This is a genomic window from Treponema sp. Marseille-Q4130, from assembly GCF_014334325.1.
GTDB lineage: Bacteria > Spirochaetota > Spirochaetia > Treponematales > Treponemataceae > Treponema_D.
In genome coordinates this window covers 164,964-180,947 of sequence record NZ_JACSET010000005.1, presented here as the reverse complement: position 1 = coordinate 180,947, position 15,984 = coordinate 164,964, and the positions used below count along the sequence as shown (strand labels likewise).

At 50.4% G+C, this 15,984-nt stretch carries 16 protein-coding genes; 12 read left to right on the top strand and 4 right to left on the bottom strand.

Translation table 11 applies throughout. The features are described from left to right. The first annotated feature begins 13 nt into the window (after nucleotides 1-13). The 11 genes from H9I36_RS07115 (at nucleotide 14) to H9I36_RS07065 (ending at nucleotide 12,839) form a co-directional block, all read left to right on the top strand. Entirely contained in the window at nucleotides 14-1,135 is a 1,122-nt protein-coding gene (locus H9I36_RS07115) for a DUF362 domain-containing protein (RefSeq protein WP_187384674.1), read from the top strand. Nucleotides 1,136-1,165: 30 nt separating this feature from the next. Further along, the gene (locus tag H9I36_RS07110) at nucleotides 1,166-2,095 is read left to right on the top strand and encodes a metallophosphoesterase (RefSeq protein WP_187384673.1); all 930 of its coding nucleotides are present in this window, start codon (nucleotides 1,166-1,168) and stop codon (nucleotides 2,093-2,095) included. 56 nt (nucleotides 2,096-2,151) lie between these two features. After that, the gene (locus tag H9I36_RS07105) at nucleotides 2,152-3,006 is read left to right on the top strand and encodes a MurR/RpiR family transcriptional regulator (protein WP_187384672.1); all 855 of its coding nucleotides are present in this window, start codon (nucleotides 2,152-2,154) and stop codon (nucleotides 3,004-3,006) included. After that, a complete protein-coding gene (locus tag H9I36_RS07100) occupies nucleotides 2,999-3,937 on the top strand; it encodes a carbohydrate kinase family protein (protein WP_187384671.1) in 939 nt (312 codons plus the stop codon). The genes H9I36_RS07105 and H9I36_RS07100 overlap by 8 nt, the downstream gene beginning before the upstream one ends. A 58-nt stretch (nucleotides 3,938-3,995) precedes the next feature. Further along, on the top strand, nucleotides 3,996-5,030 hold the full coding sequence (locus tag H9I36_RS07095; RefSeq protein ID WP_187384670.1) for an extracellular solute-binding protein: 1,035 nt from the start codon (nucleotides 3,996-3,998) through the stop codon (nucleotides 5,028-5,030). Between the two features lie 217 nt (nucleotides 5,031-5,247). After that, nucleotides 5,248-6,336 carry an ABC transporter ATP-binding protein gene (locus tag H9I36_RS07090; protein WP_187384669.1) on the top strand — a complete coding sequence of 363 codons (1,089 nt, stop codon included), beginning with the start codon at nucleotides 5,248-5,250 and terminating at the stop codon, nucleotides 6,334-6,336. 11 nt (nucleotides 6,337-6,347) lie between these two features. Then, on the top strand, nucleotides 6,348-8,006 hold the full coding sequence (locus H9I36_RS07085) for an ABC transporter permease (RefSeq protein ID WP_187384668.1): 1,659 nt from the start codon (nucleotides 6,348-6,350) through the stop codon (nucleotides 8,004-8,006). A gap of 258 nt (nucleotides 8,007-8,264) precedes the next feature. Further along, a complete protein-coding gene (fba, locus tag H9I36_RS07080) occupies nucleotides 8,265-9,131 on the top strand; it encodes a class II fructose-1,6-bisphosphate aldolase (protein ID WP_187384667.1) in 867 nt (288 codons plus the stop codon). Nucleotides 9,132-9,169: 38 nt separating this feature from the next. After that, a complete protein-coding gene (locus tag H9I36_RS07075) occupies nucleotides 9,170-9,973 on the top strand; it encodes a transketolase (protein ID WP_187384666.1) in 804 nt (267 codons plus the stop codon). 1 nt (nucleotide 9,974) lies between these two features. Further along, on the top strand, nucleotides 9,975-10,907 hold the full coding sequence (locus tag H9I36_RS07070; protein WP_187384665.1) for a transketolase family protein: 933 nt from the start codon (nucleotides 9,975-9,977) through the stop codon (nucleotides 10,905-10,907). A 168-nt stretch (nucleotides 10,908-11,075) separates the two neighbouring features. After that, nucleotides 11,076-12,839, top strand: a complete 1,764-nt coding sequence (locus H9I36_RS07065; protein ID WP_187384664.1) for a flavocytochrome c — start codon at nucleotides 11,076-11,078, stop codon at nucleotides 12,837-12,839. A gap of 128 nt (nucleotides 12,840-12,967) precedes the next feature. On the opposite strand, the gene H9I36_RS07060 is transcribed toward H9I36_RS07065, so the two are convergent. From H9I36_RS07060 to smpB, 4 genes are all read right to left on the bottom strand, one after another. After that, nucleotides 12,968-13,234, bottom strand: a complete 267-nt coding sequence (locus H9I36_RS07060; protein ID WP_187384663.1) for a hypothetical protein — start codon at nucleotides 13,232-13,234, stop codon at nucleotides 12,968-12,970. Between the two features lie 14 nt (nucleotides 13,235-13,248). Next, entirely contained in the window at nucleotides 13,249-13,620 is a 372-nt protein-coding gene (locus H9I36_RS07055) for a hypothetical protein (RefSeq protein WP_187384662.1), read from the bottom strand. Nucleotides 13,621-13,885: 265 nt separating this feature from the next. Next, a complete protein-coding gene (locus tag H9I36_RS07050; protein WP_187384661.1) occupies nucleotides 13,886-14,755 on the bottom strand; it encodes a TP0183 family DNA metabolism protein in 870 nt (289 codons plus the stop codon). Beyond that, on the bottom strand, nucleotides 14,755-15,219 hold the full coding sequence (gene smpB, locus H9I36_RS07045) for an SsrA-binding protein SmpB (protein ID WP_187384660.1): 465 nt from the start codon (nucleotides 15,217-15,219) through the stop codon (nucleotides 14,755-14,757). Before smpB ends, H9I36_RS07050 begins: the two co-directional genes overlap by 1 nt. Nucleotides 15,220-15,285: 66 nt before the next feature. On the opposite strand from smpB, the gene lepB reads away from it, so the two are divergent. Next, on the top strand, nucleotides 15,286-15,981 hold the full coding sequence (gene lepB, locus H9I36_RS07040) for a signal peptidase I (protein WP_187384659.1): 696 nt from the start codon (nucleotides 15,286-15,288) through the stop codon (nucleotides 15,979-15,981). The last annotated feature ends 3 nt before the right edge of the window (nucleotides 15,982-15,984 follow it).

Genomic DNA, 15,984 nt, shown 5'->3' with positions numbered 1-15,984 from the left:
AAAAGGAGCGGTTATGGAAAAAGCGAACGTGTATTGGGCGGATTTTCGAACGACAAAAACCGAAAGCCTTATGCAAAAGCTCGTCCGCCTTGTTAAAAAAGCGGGTATCGAAACGATCGATTTCGACGGTAAATTTACGGCGATAAAACTGCACTTCGGAGAACCGGGGAATCTTGCGTACTTGCGCCCGAATTACGCAAGAGCGCTTTCGGAATTTATTAAAAGTATCGGCGGCAGACCTTTTTTGACCGACTGCAATACGCTCTATCCCGGCTTGCGCAAAAACGCGCTCGACCACCTCGATGCGGCATTTATGGACGGCTTCGATCCGCTTGCGTGCGGCTGTCACGTGATCATCGGCGACGGATTAAAGGGGACGGACGAAGCCTATGTCGATTTTCCCGAAGGCGAGTACATAAGGCAGGCAAAAATCGGGCATGCGGTGATGGACGCCGACGTGTTCATTTCCCTGACGCATTTTAAACTGCACGAAAGCACGGGCTTCGGAGGAGCGATCAAAAATATCGGTATGGGGTGCGCGAGCAGAGCGGGAAAGATGGAACAGCACAACGACGGAAAACCCGAAGTCGACGAAGATCTGTGCATAGGCTGCGGCGCGTGCGCGCGCGAATGCGGACAGGACGCGATCGAATTTATTAAAACCGAAGACGGCAAACGGAAAGCGCGCATCGATGAAGAAATCTGCGTCGGCTGCGGGAGATGCATCGGCGCCTGTCCGAAAGATGCGACGCATCCTGTCGGAAAAAATACGAATGAAGTGTTGTGCAAAAAGATGGCCGAATACGCCGCCGCCGTCGTCAAAGGGCGACCACAGTTTCACATATCGCTCATCGTCGACGTCTCCCCTTTCTGTGACTGCCACGCCGAAAACGATGCGCCGATCATCCCCGATGTCGGAATGTTCGCATCGTTCGATGCCGTAGCTCTTGACGCCGCGTGCGCCGATATGACGAACCGCCAGCCCTATCTGCACGGCACCATTATGGACGAACGGAAGCACACTCATAACGATTGGTTTTGCGACGTGCATCCGGCGACGAATTGGAAAGTGCAGCTCGAACACGCGGAAAAAGTCGGTATGGGAGTGCGCGATTACGAATTGATAAAAATATAGATTGTATGTGATATGTCGGAGCAATCAGGTATGAAACGGAAAATTAATAAATTCTTTGTTTTATTTTCGATCCTCGTCTTCGTTTCGTGCCGCACGATTCGAACGGCCGCTTACGACATCGAAGAGGCGCGCGTTTCGAGTGAAATCAGGATTGTGCAGATTTCCGATTTTCATTCAAACGATTTCGGTAAAAACGAAAACACGATAATCGAAAAGATAAAAAAAACGCGCCCCGACATCATCGCGATCACGGGTGACCTTTTCGACGAAAAGATGAAAGGCGATAAGCCGTTTAAAAACGTCGAAGCGCTCCTTTCTGGCATTCGCGATCTTTGTCCCGGATTTTTCGTGACGGGAAATCACGATTTTTCCGATCTGCATATCGAAAAAAAATACGCTATGGTCGAGCGGTACGGTTTTAAAGTGCTGCACGATGAAGCGGTCGCCCTCGATTTTCCGCAGGGTACCGTTGTTATTTCAGGTGTCGAAGATCCGTATTTCGGTTTGGGAGATCGGGCGGCGCTCAGAGTCAGAGACGACAGGGCTTCTTACCGTAGGCGCCTTGCCGCAGTCGCACAAAAAACGGATGAGCTCGTCCGTTCCGTTTCGGGCGAGCGGACGGTTTTGTTTACGCTGCTCCTCGCTCACCGCCCCGAATACGTAAAAGATTACGTGCAGTATGATTTCGATGTGATTTTGGCGGGACACGCGCACGGCGGGCAGTGGCGTTTTCCTCCCTTTATAAACGGGCTTTATGCACCGGGGCAGGGTATGTTTCCGAAATATGCGGGCGGCAAGTACACTTTGAAAAACGGCACGGTGATGGTCGTGAGCCGCGGTCTTTCGTATCAGCAGCCGAAAGTCGTTCGGATTTTTAATAATCCCGAATTGACGCTCGTTCGGATTATGCCGGTCTCTTGCCTCACGCAAAACCCTGCCGAAAAAGCTACGGTAAAATGATATTTTTGTTACATTTTTGTTGACAGTTTTTGAAAGTCGTGTTACGATTTATGCCGATGCCGCAGCACGTGGAAAAGGTCAATATCGCAGCGATCCCGCTTTGGGAAGTACAAGTCCGTAGCTCTTTGAATAAACTCAGCGCGTTGGAAAACCGTATAGCGGATTATGTTTTAAACGCTCCCGAATCCGTTTTAAGCGGCAGCGTCCGCGAGCTTGCGCAGAATAACGGCGTCAGTGAAGCGACGGTCGTCCGTTTTTTTCATCATATCGGCTATGCGGGCTTAAAAGATTTCAAAATCGCGATTTCCGAAGAAAGGGTTTTGGACAGAGGCAGAATTCCTGACGATTTTGCGCTGCGGCCGCGCGATACGATGCACGATATTAAGTGCAAAGTTTTTTCCGGCTGTATGGAAGCACTCGGCGATACGCTCGCTCTGCTCGATGACGCCGAGTTTGAAAAAGCAGTCGACGCTCTCGCGCGTGCGTCGTATGTGGAAATTTTCGGTATTGGCGGAGCGGCTGCGGCTGCGCGGAGCGCCCTGCACAATTTTCGCAAAATCGGCATCCGCGTCAACTACACCGCGTCTTTTAATTTCGAATACATGCAGCCGGCGCATTTCGATGCGGGAGATGCGGTCATAGCCATCTCTCGTTCCGGTGAAACACGGGATGTCGTAGAATCCGTTAAAATCGCCAAACAAAAGGGGGCCGTCATCATCGGTATAAGCGATATCGGACAATCTTCGCTGTCGAAGCTCGCCGATTACCGTCTCGTTGCAACGAGCCGCGCCCGTATGTTTTCCGGAGATTCGATATACGAACGGATGGCGGAAATCGCCGTCATCCACGCGCTGTATGCGGGGGTAGCGATGCGCAAAGGTACGCAAAAGGAGTGTTCTTCAAATGAGTGATTTTCCGCAAATCGTCGGCGTCGGTCATAATTGCCTCGATTATCTGTGTACTGTCGAAGCCTATCCTCCCGAAGACGGCTCCACGCATATCACTTCGATCGCAGAGCAGGGTGGTGGAGCTGCAGCTACTGCCGTCGTCGCGGCAGTCCGACTCGGCTTACGCGGCGCTTTTGTCGGAAAGCTCGGAGACGATGATACGGGAAAGAAAATACTTGCTCTCTTGCAAAAAGACAACGTCGATACTTCATATATCGATATCGTGCCCGGCGGCCGCAGTTCCGTATCGTACCTCATGGTCAATCCCGCCAACGCCTCCCGCACGAAATTCCCGTATCCCGACGAACTCGCGCCCATCGAGTGGGATGAGCGTCTTGCAAAACTCGTCGGTCGAGCGGATGCGCTCCACATCGACGGAACGAAATACGACAACGCGCTTTCGGCCGTCCGCATCGCAAAAGAGGCGGGCGTTACGGTGTCCCTCGACGGCTGTTCGATGCAGCGCGACAACGAAAAGAATAAAGCGCTCGCATCCCTCGCCGACATCCTCATCATGAACGCGAGGTATCCCCTCCTCGTATCGGGTATAGCCGACTATGCCCGTGCGCTCCTTGAAATGTCGCACTGGGGGCCGAAGATCGTCATCGGCACGCAAGGCTCGTCGGGCTGTATGGCGGTCATCGGAGGAAGCGTGTTCCGCTTTCCCCCGTACACGGTCGCGGCAGTCGATACGACCGGAGCGGGGGACGTGTTTCACGGCGCTTTCCTCGCAGGCTATTTTAAGGGCATGGATTTGGAAACGAATATCAAATTTGCAAGCGCGGTTTCAGCCCTCAAGTGTATGAAGGTCGGCGGCAGGGACGGGATCCCGTCGTATGAGGATGCGCTTTCGTTTATGAACGATCGGACGATCGAAAAAACGCTCGTGCTTTAAATACTGTTGATTCCTGCAAAATTGCAGTGATCATATATCGTTTTAGTAGGAGGAAATGATGAAGAAGGTTATGGTGATGCTGACAGCTGCGGCTTTGGCGCTGTCGTTCGGTTCTTGCAAAAAACAGGACGGTGCTGCAAAGGGAAGTAAAGCTTCCGGTGTATTGAACGTATACACGACGGTCAGCGATCTGCAGTACAACGCGATTATGGGTGCGTTCCAAGCAAAGTATCCGGATATCAAAATCAACTACACGCAAGCGGGTGCGGGCGAGTGCAAAACCCGTATTCAAGCGGAAGCCGGCAATCCGCAGGCGGACATTATGTTCGGCGGACTCGTCTATGCCGATACGCTCACATACGGTCAGTATTTTGAAAACTACGTATGCGCAAACGACAAGCTTATGCCGCCCGAATTCAAAAATACGACGGGCGTTTTGACCTATCACGATGCGCAGATCCCGTGCCTTTGGGTAAACGATGCGCTCGAAAAAGAAAAAGGCGTTTCGATCAAAGGCTTTGCCGATCTCCTCGATCCGCGTTTAAAAGGAATCGTCGTTTCCGCAGATCCTACGGGAAGTTCGAGCGCATGGAATTCCTTGCAGTGCATCCTCACCGATTTCGGCGGATGGGATAACGATGCGGCGTGGGATTATATCGATAAGCTGATGAACAATGTCGTCATCACGAGCGGATCTTCCGCCGTATACCGCGGCGTTTACAACGGCGAATATGCCGTCGGTCTCACCTATGAACCGGCGTGCGTACAGATGCTCTCGGAAGGAGCGGAAGGCGTTCACATCGTATATCCTGCCGAAGGCGTTACGTCGATCGCATTCGGTTCGGCGATCATCAAAGGCTGTGCGAACCTCGACAACGCAAAGCTCTTTATGGATTTCCTGGAAAGCGATGAATGCCAGGCGATCTATCTCGAATGCGGCGCTCGCCCTTCGACGGCTTCAAAGCTTTCGGTGACGAATAAATATATCGTCGATCTCGCATCGATCAATTATCGTGAAGCCGATACGATGGCTTTGGCGCAAAATCAAAGCGCAATCTTCGCACGCTGGAACGCTTTGCGGATCAAGCACTGATTTTCCAAGCGTTTTACGGCTCGGATTTTTTAATCAACACCCCCGACGCAAGCGTCGGGGTATGTCGTTCTCATAAGGTGGTTGCAGTCGGCTTTAATACCCTTTGTTACGACGCAAGCGTCGGGGTATTAAACCCTCCGCACGAATAAAATTTATTGCTGTTCGCTGCGGGATCGGTTCATAGTGTCCGGTTCCGCACGATTGTGGAGAACTTCGTATGAACGTCGGAATCAAAATTTCACATGCACTCAAAAAATACGACGACGGTGTCGTTATCCCCGACCTTTCCGTGGAAATAAAACCGGGAGAATTTTTTACGCTGCTCGGCCCGTCGGGATGCGGAAAGACGACGCTGCTCCGTATGATCGCCGGTTTCAATTCGATCGAAGGCGGCGATTTCTATTTCGGCGACCGGCGAATCAACGATCTCGATCCGTCAAAACGAAATATCGGCATGGTGTTTCAAAATTACGCCATCTTTCCGCATTTGACGGTGCGCAAAAACGTCGCTTTCGGTTTACAGAATAAGCATTTGCCGAAAGATGAAATCGACAAGCGGACAAGTCATTTTTTAAAATTGATGAAAATCGATCAGTATCAGGATCGTCTGCCGGAACGGCTGTCGGGCGGTCAGCAGCAGAGAGTCGCTCTTGCCCGCGCGCTTGCGATAGAGCCGGAAGTTCTTTTGATGGACGAGCCGCTGTCGAACCTCGATGCGAAGCTGCGCGTCGAAATGCGCGAAGTCATCAAAGAAATCCAGCACGACCTCGGCATTACAACCGTATACGTAACGCACGACCAGGAAGAGGCGATGGCCGTTTCCGATCGCATAGCCGTTATGAATGCGGGTGTTATACAGCAGATCGGTTCTCCGAAAGCGCTGTATCAGCGTCCGGAAAATTTATTCGTTTCGATGTTCATCGGCCGCACGAATACCGTCGAAGCGAAGATACGCAAAAATGCATCGTCTTATGCATTGGAATTTTCCGGCGGCGTAAAAATCACGATGGACAATATCGTCGGAGCGGAAGACGTCGAGGATGTCGTCGTGTCGATCCGTCCTGAAGAATTCTTCATACTCGGAGATGCCGACGGTGAAGGTTTGCCGGGAACGGTCGCATACAGCACTTTCCTCGGTTTGAATACGCATTACTTTATTGATCTTGCCGGCGGCAAACGCATCGAAGTCATCCAAGAATCGACGATCGATGAAATCGTAAAGAAGGGAACACCGGTTCGTCTCGGCGTCAAAAAAGAAAAGATCAATGTCTTTACGCGGGACGGTATGCGTCCCATCGTACGCTAGCGGAGATCGATATGCTGAAGACAAAGAAAACGGATCTTTGGATCGCCGTCAGTTTGGGTATCCTCGCGCTGTACGTGCTGTTTATGCTCTATCCGATTTTAAAAGTCATAACGCAGTCCGTCCGCGACAACGCGACAGGCGCGTTTACGCTCGGATATTTTAAACAGTTTTTCAGCGATCCGTATTATTTTATTACGCTGTTCAACAGTTTTAAAATTTCGATATGCGTTACGATTATCTGCCTCATTATCGGCGTGCCGCTCGCGTACTTGTACAATGTCTACGAAATCAAAGGCCGGCAGATGCTGCAGATTTTGATCGTGCTCACTTCCATGTCCGCACCTTTTATCGGCGCGTATTCGTGGATTTTGCTGCTCGGCCGTTCGGGGCTTATCACGAAATTTCTGAAGTCGGCGTTCAATATCGTACTGCCGAACATCTACGGATTTAAGGGGATCCTGCTCGTGCTGTCGACAAAGCTCTTTTCGCTCGTGTTCCTCTATGTTTCGGGCGCGCTGAAAAACGTCGACAATTCGCTGCTCGAAGCTTCCGCAAATATGGGACGCACCGGCTGGCGGAGATTTTTGACGATCGTATTGCCGCTGTGTATGCCGTCCATACTCGCCGCCGCTCTCATGGTGTTTATGCGCTCGCTTGCCGATTTCGGTACTCCGCTTTTGATCGGAGAAGGCTACCGCACCTTTCCGGTGGAAATATACAATCAATACGTCGGCGAAACGAGCATCAACCACAGCTTTGCCGCCGCCATAAGCGTCATCGCCATTTTAATTACGCTCATCGTATTTTTATTTCAAAAATATCTGTCGAACAGAACGAGTTTTTCGATGAGCGCACTGCACCGCATCGAGCGCAAAAAGCCGCGCCTTTTAGCAAGCATCGCGATCCATGTTTATGCTTACGCTCTCGTCATCATTTCGCTTTTGCCGCAAGTCTATCTCATCTTTCTTTCATTTAAAAATACGACGAAGACAGGCAATATGTTCCGCTCAGGCTATTCGCTTATGAGCTACCGCCAAGTGTTCGGTACGATGGGCGGGGCTATATGGAATACCGTAAAGATATGCGGCGGCGCTCTCGTCATCGTCGTCGTGCTTGCGATTTTGATTTCATACCTTGTCGTGCGGCGCTATAATATTATCAACAATATTATCGATACGCTGTCGATGGTGCCGTATATCATACCCGGTTCGGTCGTCGGCATCGCGATGGTTATGGCGTTCAACAAAGGGCCGCTGGTACTTACGGGAACCGCAATGATCATGGTGATCGCGATGTGTATCCGCCGTATTCCGTATACGATTCGAAGTTCCGTCGCCGTTCTCGGACAGATTCCGATCTCCGTCGAAGAAGCGGCGATCAGTCTCGGAGCCGGCAAAACGAAAACGCTCGTGCGCATTACCGTTCCGATGATGTTCAGCGGTATCGTTTCCGGTGCAATTATGAGTTGGGTTACGCTTATTACCGAGCTTTCGTCTTCGATCATTTTATATTCGTCGAAGACGATAACGTTGAATCTCGGTGTGTACGTGATGGTCTCTCGCGGGACGGACGGCAAAGCGTGCGCCGTATCGACCATTTTGATGGTCTTTACCGTCATTTCGCTTTTGCTGTTTACGAAGGTTTCGAAAGACGGAGATATTTCGATATAATCGAATCAAAAAATTATTAAAATTATTTTTATAGGAGTTGTGATAAAAAGCGCCGTCTGAAATATCGCCGTCGTTTTTTATCTCGAGTTTGTGCGGATGTTTGCAGAAGATGTGTATACATACCGGTTCGATAAAAATCGTATACATACGATACACTGTATTTTGCAAACTCGATTATTGAACGTGTGCGCGCTCGCGCACGGCTAAAAACTTTTTCGGATGTTGAAACATCCTGCAAAAGTTTTTATAGGAGTTGGTATGGTTTTGGTATCTGCAAAAGAGATGCTCGTCGATGCGAAAAAAGGCCGTTATGCGGTGGGGCATTTCAATCTTAACAACATGGAAAGCGTCCGCGCTTTTTTACTCGCGGCGGAGGAAGGTAAGTCTCCGATCATACTCGGCGTTTCCGGCGGAACGGCGAAATACATGGGCGGCTATCGGACGATTGCCGACATGGTGAGCGGTTTTATTAATTTTTTGAAAATCACCGTCCCCGTGGCGCTGCACGTCGATCACGGAACCTATGAAGAAGCGCTCGATGCGATCGACAACGGTTTTTCGTCCGTCATGTTCGACGGTTCGAAATATCCGATCGATGAAAACATCGCAAAAACGCGCGAAGTCGTCGAAAAGGCACACGCGAAGGGCATTTCCGTCGAAGCCGAAGTCGGCGCGATCGGCGGCGAAGAAGACGGCGTTATCAATTCCGGCGAATGCGCCGACCCTGCCGAATGCGCTCGTATCGCATCTTTAGGTGTCGATTTTCTCGCTGCGGGTATCGGCAATATTCACGGAAAATATCCGGCCGGATGGAAGGGCTTGGATTTCGACGTACTTGCAGCCATTCAGGCGAAGACGGGCGATCTGCCGCTCGTGCTGCACGGAGGATCGGGCATTCCCGCCGACATGGTAAAAAAAGCGATCACGCTCGGCGTATCGAAAGTCAACGTCAATACCGAATGTCAAATCGCATTTACCGAAGCGACGAAAAAGTATTTTGCAGAAGGTAAAGACGAAGAGAGCAAAGGCTTTACGCCGCGAGCCGTGCTTGCCCCCGGTCTTGAAGCGACCAAACGCGTATGTATTGAAAAGATGACGCTGTTCGGAAGTATCGGAAAAGCGTAAATCGATATGCTATAATGGAATACGATCGAGAGGTTAGTATGACGATAGAAGAGTTGAAAAAGAAAGCCAAGCAAATCCGACGCGATACTGTTTGGATGATAGGAGAAGCGGGTTCCGGTCATCCCGGCGGTTCCCTTTCGGCGACGGATATCATGGTTGCCCTTTATTATTCTAAGATGAAACTTTCGGACGATCCGAACGACGAAGCGCGCGATCGTTTTGTTCTGAGCAAGGGGCACGCGAATCCGCCGTACTATGCGATACTTGCGGATAAGGGTTATTTTCCGAAAGCGGAACTCAAAAACATCCGCCGACTGCACAGTATGCTGCAAGGACATCCGGATTGCAATAAATGTCCCGGCGTGGACTGCAGTACCGGTTCCCTCGGACAAGGCATATCGGTTGCAGCGGGTATGGCGCTCGGTTTCCGTTTGGCAAAAAAGCCGAACCGCGTATACGTGCTCACCGGCGACGGAGAATTGCAGGAAGGTCTTGCGTGGGAAGCCTTTATGGCCGCTTCTCATTATCACCTTGACAATCTCACCGTGCTCGTAGACAACAATCACCTGCAGCTTGACGGCCCTGTCGATACGGTTATGTCGCTCGGCGATCTTGCGGCAAAATTCCGCGCATTCGGTTTTGCCGTGTGCGAGGCGAACGGACACGATTATGAGGCGCTGCTTTCCGCGCTCGATCACCGTGAAGACGGAAAGCCGCTCGCCGTTATCTGCGATACGATCAAAGGCAAGGGCGTTTCGTTTATGGAAAACGGACTCGGCTGGCACGGAAAAGCTCCTTCGGGCGACGAGCTTGAAAAGGCGCTTAAAGAATTGGAGGACTGATATGAGCGAAAAAAAAGCAACACGGCAGGGCTACGGCGACGGCCTCGTCGAGCTCGGCAAAAAATATTCCGATGTGATTGTCCTCGACGCGGATTTGGGACATGCGACCGGTTCTTTGACTTTTCAAAAAGAGTTTCCCGACCGCTACATCGAAACCGGTATCGCCGAACAGAATTTGATCGGTATGGCCGTCGGCTTGTCGAAAGTCGGCTACGTGCCCTTCGCATCTTCGTTTGCAATGTTTACTGCCGGAAGAGCGTTTGAAATTATCCGAAATGCGGCGGCATACAGCAAAGCGAACGTAAAAATCGCCGGAAGTCATTCGGGCATCACGCCTGCGGGCGACGGAGGCACACATCAGTGCATAGAGGATATCGCCGCGCTTCGCGCAGTTCCGAATATGACGGTGTTGAGTCCATGCGATTACAATCAGGCAAAGCGGATCGTCGAAGCGGCTTATCATTTAAAGGGACCCGTGTATATCCGTACATCGCGCGAACCCATGCCGATCGTCACTTCTTGCGACACACCGTTCGAAATCGGAAAAGCGCAGAGCCTGCGTTCCGGCAAGGATATCTGCATCGTCGCAACCGGTATTATGACGCCGCTCGCCCTCGAAGCGGCCGAGCAGCTCGCGTCCGACGGCATCGAAGCTTCCGTGCTGAACATCCACACGATTAAACCGCTCGACACCGATACGATCACAAGTGAAACGCTCGGTTGCGGCGGACGGATCCTCGTGTGTGAAGAAGCGAACCGTTTCGGCGGCATCGGCGAAGCGGCATCTTATGCGCTCCTCGGTAAGGGAGACATAAAGATGGCGCACGTTGCGGTCGACGATCGATTCGGACAGTCGGGGCAAACGGTCGAACTCCTTGCCGAATACGGCATCACCGCCGACAACATCGTCTCAAAAGCGAAATCGATCCTGTAAGGCGCGGCTGTATACGGTATATCGAGGAACGGATATTATTAATTAATAAAAAAAATACCGGTTGTGTATTCGTCCGTTTGACAATAAAACGACTGAGTATTATGATACGCTTATACTGCATAACATACGTGCGGTTTACGAATGTATATACACGATGGAGGAAAAAATATGAAGAAGATTTTAAAAGGACTGTTCGCGGCGGTTTTCGCTTCGACGGTTTTGTTTACGGCGTGGCCGCAAAGCGCTTCTATGAAAAACGGAACATATACCGGAACGGGAGACGGCAAGGGCGGAAAGATAACGGTACAGGTTACCGTCAAAAAGAACGCGATCGCCGATATCAAAGTGCTTTCGCACAAAGAAACGCCGGGCTTCGACACGGCGATGGATACGCTTAAAGCGGCGGTAATAAAATCGAACAGCACGGCAGTCGATACGGTTTCGGGCTGCACGCTCACATCGAAAGGTTTCCTTACGGCCGTGAACGCGGCAGTCGCACAGGCGGGCGGAGAACTGAAAGCGAATAAAAAAGCTGCTGCAACAACCGCGACTAAGGCGAAGCAGAAAAAAACGGAAACGCACGACGTCATCGTCATCGGTGCGGGAGGCGCGGGACTTGCAGCCGCAATCGAAGCGAAAGAAGCGGGCGCGGACGTTATCGTTTTGGAAAAGATGCCGATGGCCGGGGGCAATACGCTCATCTCGGGAGCCGAAATGGCAGCTCCGGGCAACTGGCTTCAAAAGAGAGACGGCATCGAAGACAGCGTCTCTCGCTTCGAACAAGATATAATGAAAGGCGGCGACAATATCAATAACCCCGAACTCGTACACGTTGTCGCGTCGAATGCGCTTGCCGGCGCGGAATGGCTGAGGGACAAGTGCGGCGTCGTATGGGAAAATTCGCTGATGTTTTTCGGCGGGCATTCGGTAAAACGCAGTTTGATTCCGTTAGGCGCGAGCGGCAAAGAACTCATCACCAAGATGCTCGCCAAAGCGGAAAAACTCGGCATCCCCATCGTGTACAATACGCCCGCAGTCGCATTCGTGCAGGATGCGAAAGGACGTGTTACCGGAGTTTCGGCTGAAAGCAAGACGACGAACTACACGTTTTATGCGAAAAAAGGCGTCGTGCTCGCAACCGGCGGCTTCGGATCGAACCTCGACATGCGCAAAAAATACAATCCCGCCGTCGATGAAAATATCCTTTCGACGAATACGGTCGGCAGCACGGGCGACGGTATCGTAATGTCCGAAAAAATCGGAGCTGCCCTCGTCGATATGCAGTATATCCAAACCTATCCGATATGCGATCCGCTTACGGGCACGCTTTTGTATTTCGACGACGCGCGCCTCTACGGCCACAGCGTTATCGTAAACAAAGAAGGCAAGCGCTTTGTCGAAGAACTCGGACGGCGCGACGTTATGTCCATGGCGATCAAAGCGCAGACGGGACATTGCTGCTATGAAATCATCGATCAAAAAGGATACGACGAAAGCCATCTGGAACAAAACCACGCGGCTGAAATCGCTTATCTGTACAAAAATAAGCTTTTGGTAAAAGCCGATACGCTTGAAAAAGCGGCGGAGTTTTTCGGCATCGATGCGAACGAGATGATTGCGACCGTAAACCGCTACAACAGCTACGTCGCAGAGGGCAAAGATCCCGAATTCAATAAACGCAGCTTGACCTTCCCGATCGAAAAAGCGCCGTTTTATATTTTGAAAGCCGTACCCGCAGTGCACCACACGATGGGCGGCGTCAAAATCAACAGCCAAGCGCAAGTCATAAAAACCGACGGTACGGTGATCCCCGGTTTGTATGCAGCGGGCGAAGTGACCGGAGGCGTCCACGGTAAAAACCGCTTGGGCAGCGACGCGATCGCCGACATCATCGTGTTCGGCCGCATCGCGGGAAAAAACGCGGCAAAGTAAGCGGTTTGTAACAGAAACGACAGTTCGGCGGCGCGGCGAAGGGATTTCGCGTGCTGCCGGACTGTATGGGGGCGGGGGAACGGCTTGTCGGCCTGATTTTTGCCGAAAGGGGAAAGGGGAGACGCTATTTACTTACTTTCGTTTATCTTGCTCTTTACAACAATAGTCTGACTTTCTTTATCACGCAAAATATACTCAATATTTAGATCTTTAGGGTTTATATCTCCTTTTTCTGCTGCTTCTTTTATGACAAGTTCTGTTATTTCTTTGTCGCTTGCCTTGAGCAAAGTTTTCATTGATGTAGTATCATCAAGGGTAAGCGGCTTTTTTGCGCAAGAAACAACAAGCAGTGGTACTGCAAAACTCAGTATAAAAAAATTAAAGCATTTTTCCATTTTTCCCTCCGAAACTAAAAATTAAACATAAGGTTCAATGAGTCCATTGAACTGAAAAGCGTGTATTTATAGCCACCTTCAAAAAAACGTATTTCAACGGCAGCATCTTTATCCCCTAAGACGACAAGGTTTTCTTTTTTATTTTCGATTTTGAAAAGCAAGTCATCCATTTGAACAACTTTTTCTTCTGTGAAAATACCGATATTGTGCCATGATTTTAGGGAGATACTTTCGTCATAAACGGTATCGTCAAACATAGAAACATAATTATTCACAATTTTTTCGTCGCTTTCATTGGCAGTCACGACAGATAAAACTTCGTCACAGCTTGTAAGTAAAAGCGCTAACAGGCATGAAAAAAGAAGTATACCAAATTTCTTTTTCATAAAATCCTCCTAAGACTTTTATTGAATATATGTCGGCAGGTTTATCTTGTCAAGAACAAGTCATGCAAAGTGAAGTTTCAAAGTGTCCGTCCAACGTTTCCTTCAAGCTTTTCTCATTATATTATATGGCGAAAATTCTTTCAGATAAAATTTATTTCGTTGTGTTTTCTTATTTGTTTATCCTTCTATCTGTGCCCGCATAATTCTCCGAAGCATACAATTTTTTATCAAAATTTCCCCGCACCCCTGTCGTACATTCGCGCAATCACTTCCGTTTCCACTCGACGCGCACATCGCCTAAGGCGATACCGTCGTCCGATTCTATGAGCGTCGTTTTTATGCCCGACAGCGTCGCATTGTTCTGTACGGTGAGTTTCCATGTAAGAGGCGGAGCGTCCGTTGCCGCAAGGAGGGCGGCTTCGCGCGGCAGTTCCGGAAAAAACGACGCGTTCGATTTTCCCGCCTGCGTTACGGTAACTTCTTTTCCGGCAACCGAAACCGAAATGTTCATCGTCGCTCCGTTTTTGTAGATGATAAAGCCGCGTCCGCCTCTGAGAATGACGATTTTGTCGATATAGTCTTCGCCGCTCCATGTTCCCGCGATCGAATCGGTTGAAAGAGCAGGACTTCGGTCATCGGGTATATTCGAGTCGTTTATTCCGTCGGCAGCTTTCGGGCTTTGCTTGTTCAAAAGGCTTTCGAATATCGAGCGCAGAGAGGTTTTCGATTCCATGAGAATTTTATAATACGAATCGTAGGTTTGGGTATACGAATTAATATCGTTCGCATGTATGTCGGCGATGCAGATCGTACAGTCCCACTTTCCGCCGGACGAATCTTTTTTGCCGATGAGCGCATAAAACGCAAGAGGGGAGGCGGCTTTTGAAAAGTCGGGGGTGCCTTGCGCTTTGTACGCTTCGACAAAACCGCTTTGCCTTCTGTCGATAACCGAAATACCGGGCACTTCGCCGAGCTGCGTGAGGTAGAGGGTTTCCGTCATTTGGATCATATTGGCATCAGTATCGGACGATATGACGCCGAGAAAATCGACGGAGCGGGAAGATTGGCTTTGAGCTGCGAATGCGGCGAGCGATACGATAAACACCGCCGCAGCACGGCGTAAGGCACTCCTCATCAGCCGTTTATCTCCCTGCGGAACTCTCGCGCGGCTTCCCTGTCCATGTCCCGAGCGCGGATCGTATCGCGTTTATCGTACTGTTTTTTCCCTTTGCAGACGCCGAGCTTTACTTTGACGCGGCCGCCTTTCAAATAAAATTCGAGGGGAACGAGCGTGTATCCTTTTTCTTCGGTTTTCCGCGCGAGGCGCTTTATCTCTTCTTTGTGCAGCAAAAGCCGCTTCGGCCGATCGGGAGCAGGGGTAAACGCCGACGAATACGCGTATTCGGTGATGTGCAGATTTTGCATCCACACTTCGCCTCCTTTGATTTCCGCAAAGCCGTCGGGAAACGAGAGATTGCCCGCTTTTATCGATTTGACTTCGGAACCGTGCAGTTCGATTCCGCATTCGATCGAGTCTTCGATAAAATAATTGAAGCGGGCTTTTCTGTTTTCCGCAATGATCTTTTTTCCGTCAGCCATACCTTTTCCATTATATGAAATAGCCTGTATATTGTAAACTCGCGGCGTTTATGTTATGTTACACGCATGAAGCAAAAGCTGTACGACTATTCTTTCGAAGTAAAAAAGCAGCGCCGACGCACGATCGTTTCGGTGATTCTTTTTTTACTGATAATCTTTGCGGGCATTTCCCTCGTGCGCACTTTTGCCGTTTTTACCGTCCGTTCCCGCTCGGTTTCGATGCAGCCCGATATCCCTTCCGATTCGTGTGCTATATTTACACCGATCGTGAACAATCTTTTGCGGGGCGATGTCGTTATGCTGAAATCCCGTGCAGCTTCTCCTTTGTCCGCTTTTGCAACGGCCGCCGACGCGGTGGCAAGATTTTTTACCGCACAGCAGTATTCGCTTTTTGCAAACGATACGGCAAGGGAGCAGCCTGAAATCCGCCGGATCGTCGCTTTGCCCGGCGATACCATTTATATGAAGAGTTACGTTGTCTTTGTTCGGCCTGCGGGGGACAGTCATTTTCTCACCGAATTCGAACGCTCCGAAAAGCTCTATAATGTACACATCGTTTCCGTGCCCTCCGATTGGGATAACGCGATCGGCGTTAGCGGCAGTTTTGAAGCGCGCACGCTCGGAAGCGGCGAATACTTTGTGCTCGGCGACAACCGCACGAGCGCCCTCGATTCCCGTTTGTGGGGTGCGGTGCGCCTTGAGGACATAAAAGCGAAAGGGCTCGCCGTGTATTTTCCGTTTGCAAAATTCCGCCTTTTGTAAATT

Bases quoted from the DNA above. Each gene is read 5' to 3' on its own strand.
- H9I36_RS07090 (WP_187384669.1), top strand. From the start codon at position 5,248: ATGAACGTCGGAATCAAAATTTCACATGCACTCAAAAAATACGACGAC.
- fba (WP_187384667.1), top strand. From the start codon at position 8,265: ATGGTTTTGGTATCTGCAAAAGAGATGCTCGTCGATGCGAAAAAAGGC.
- H9I36_RS07075 (WP_187384666.1), top strand. From the start codon at position 9,170: ATGACGATAGAAGAGTTGAAAAAGAAAGCCAAGCAAATCCGACGCGAT.
- H9I36_RS07105 (WP_187384672.1), top strand. From the start codon at position 2,152: ATGCCGCAGCACGTGGAAAAGGTCAATATCGCAGCGATCCCGCTTTGG.
- H9I36_RS07050 (WP_187384661.1), bottom strand. From the start codon at position 14,755: ATGAGGAGTGCCTTACGCCGTGCTGCGGCGGTGTTTATCGTATCGCTC.
- H9I36_RS07115 (WP_187384674.1), top strand. From the start codon at position 14: ATGGAAAAAGCGAACGTGTATTGGGCGGATTTTCGAACGACAAAAACC.
- H9I36_RS07110 (WP_187384673.1), top strand. From the start codon at position 1,166: ATGAAACGGAAAATTAATAAATTCTTTGTTTTATTTTCGATCCTCGTC.
- smpB (WP_187384660.1), bottom strand. From the start codon at position 15,219: ATGGCTGACGGAAAAAAGATCATTGCGGAAAACAGAAAAGCCCGCTTC.
- H9I36_RS07100 (WP_187384671.1), top strand. From the start codon at position 2,999: ATGAGTGATTTTCCGCAAATCGTCGGCGTCGGTCATAATTGCCTCGAT.
- H9I36_RS07095 (WP_187384670.1), top strand. From the start codon at position 3,996: ATGAAGAAGGTTATGGTGATGCTGACAGCTGCGGCTTTGGCGCTGTCG.
- H9I36_RS07065 (WP_187384664.1), top strand. From the start codon at position 11,076: ATGAAGAAGATTTTAAAAGGACTGTTCGCGGCGGTTTTCGCTTCGACG.
- H9I36_RS07060 (WP_187384663.1), bottom strand. From the start codon at position 13,234: ATGGAAAAATGCTTTAATTTTTTTATACTGAGTTTTGCAGTACCACTG.
- H9I36_RS07085 (WP_187384668.1), top strand. From the start codon at position 6,348: ATGCTGAAGACAAAGAAAACGGATCTTTGGATCGCCGTCAGTTTGGGT.
- H9I36_RS07055 (WP_187384662.1), bottom strand. From the start codon at position 13,620: ATGAAAAAGAAATTTGGTATACTTCTTTTTTCATGCCTGTTAGCGCTT.
- H9I36_RS07070 (WP_187384665.1), top strand. From the start codon at position 9,975: ATGAGCGAAAAAAAAGCAACACGGCAGGGCTACGGCGACGGCCTCGTC.
- lepB (WP_187384659.1), top strand. From the start codon at position 15,286: ATGAAGCAAAAGCTGTACGACTATTCTTTCGAAGTAAAAAAGCAGCGC.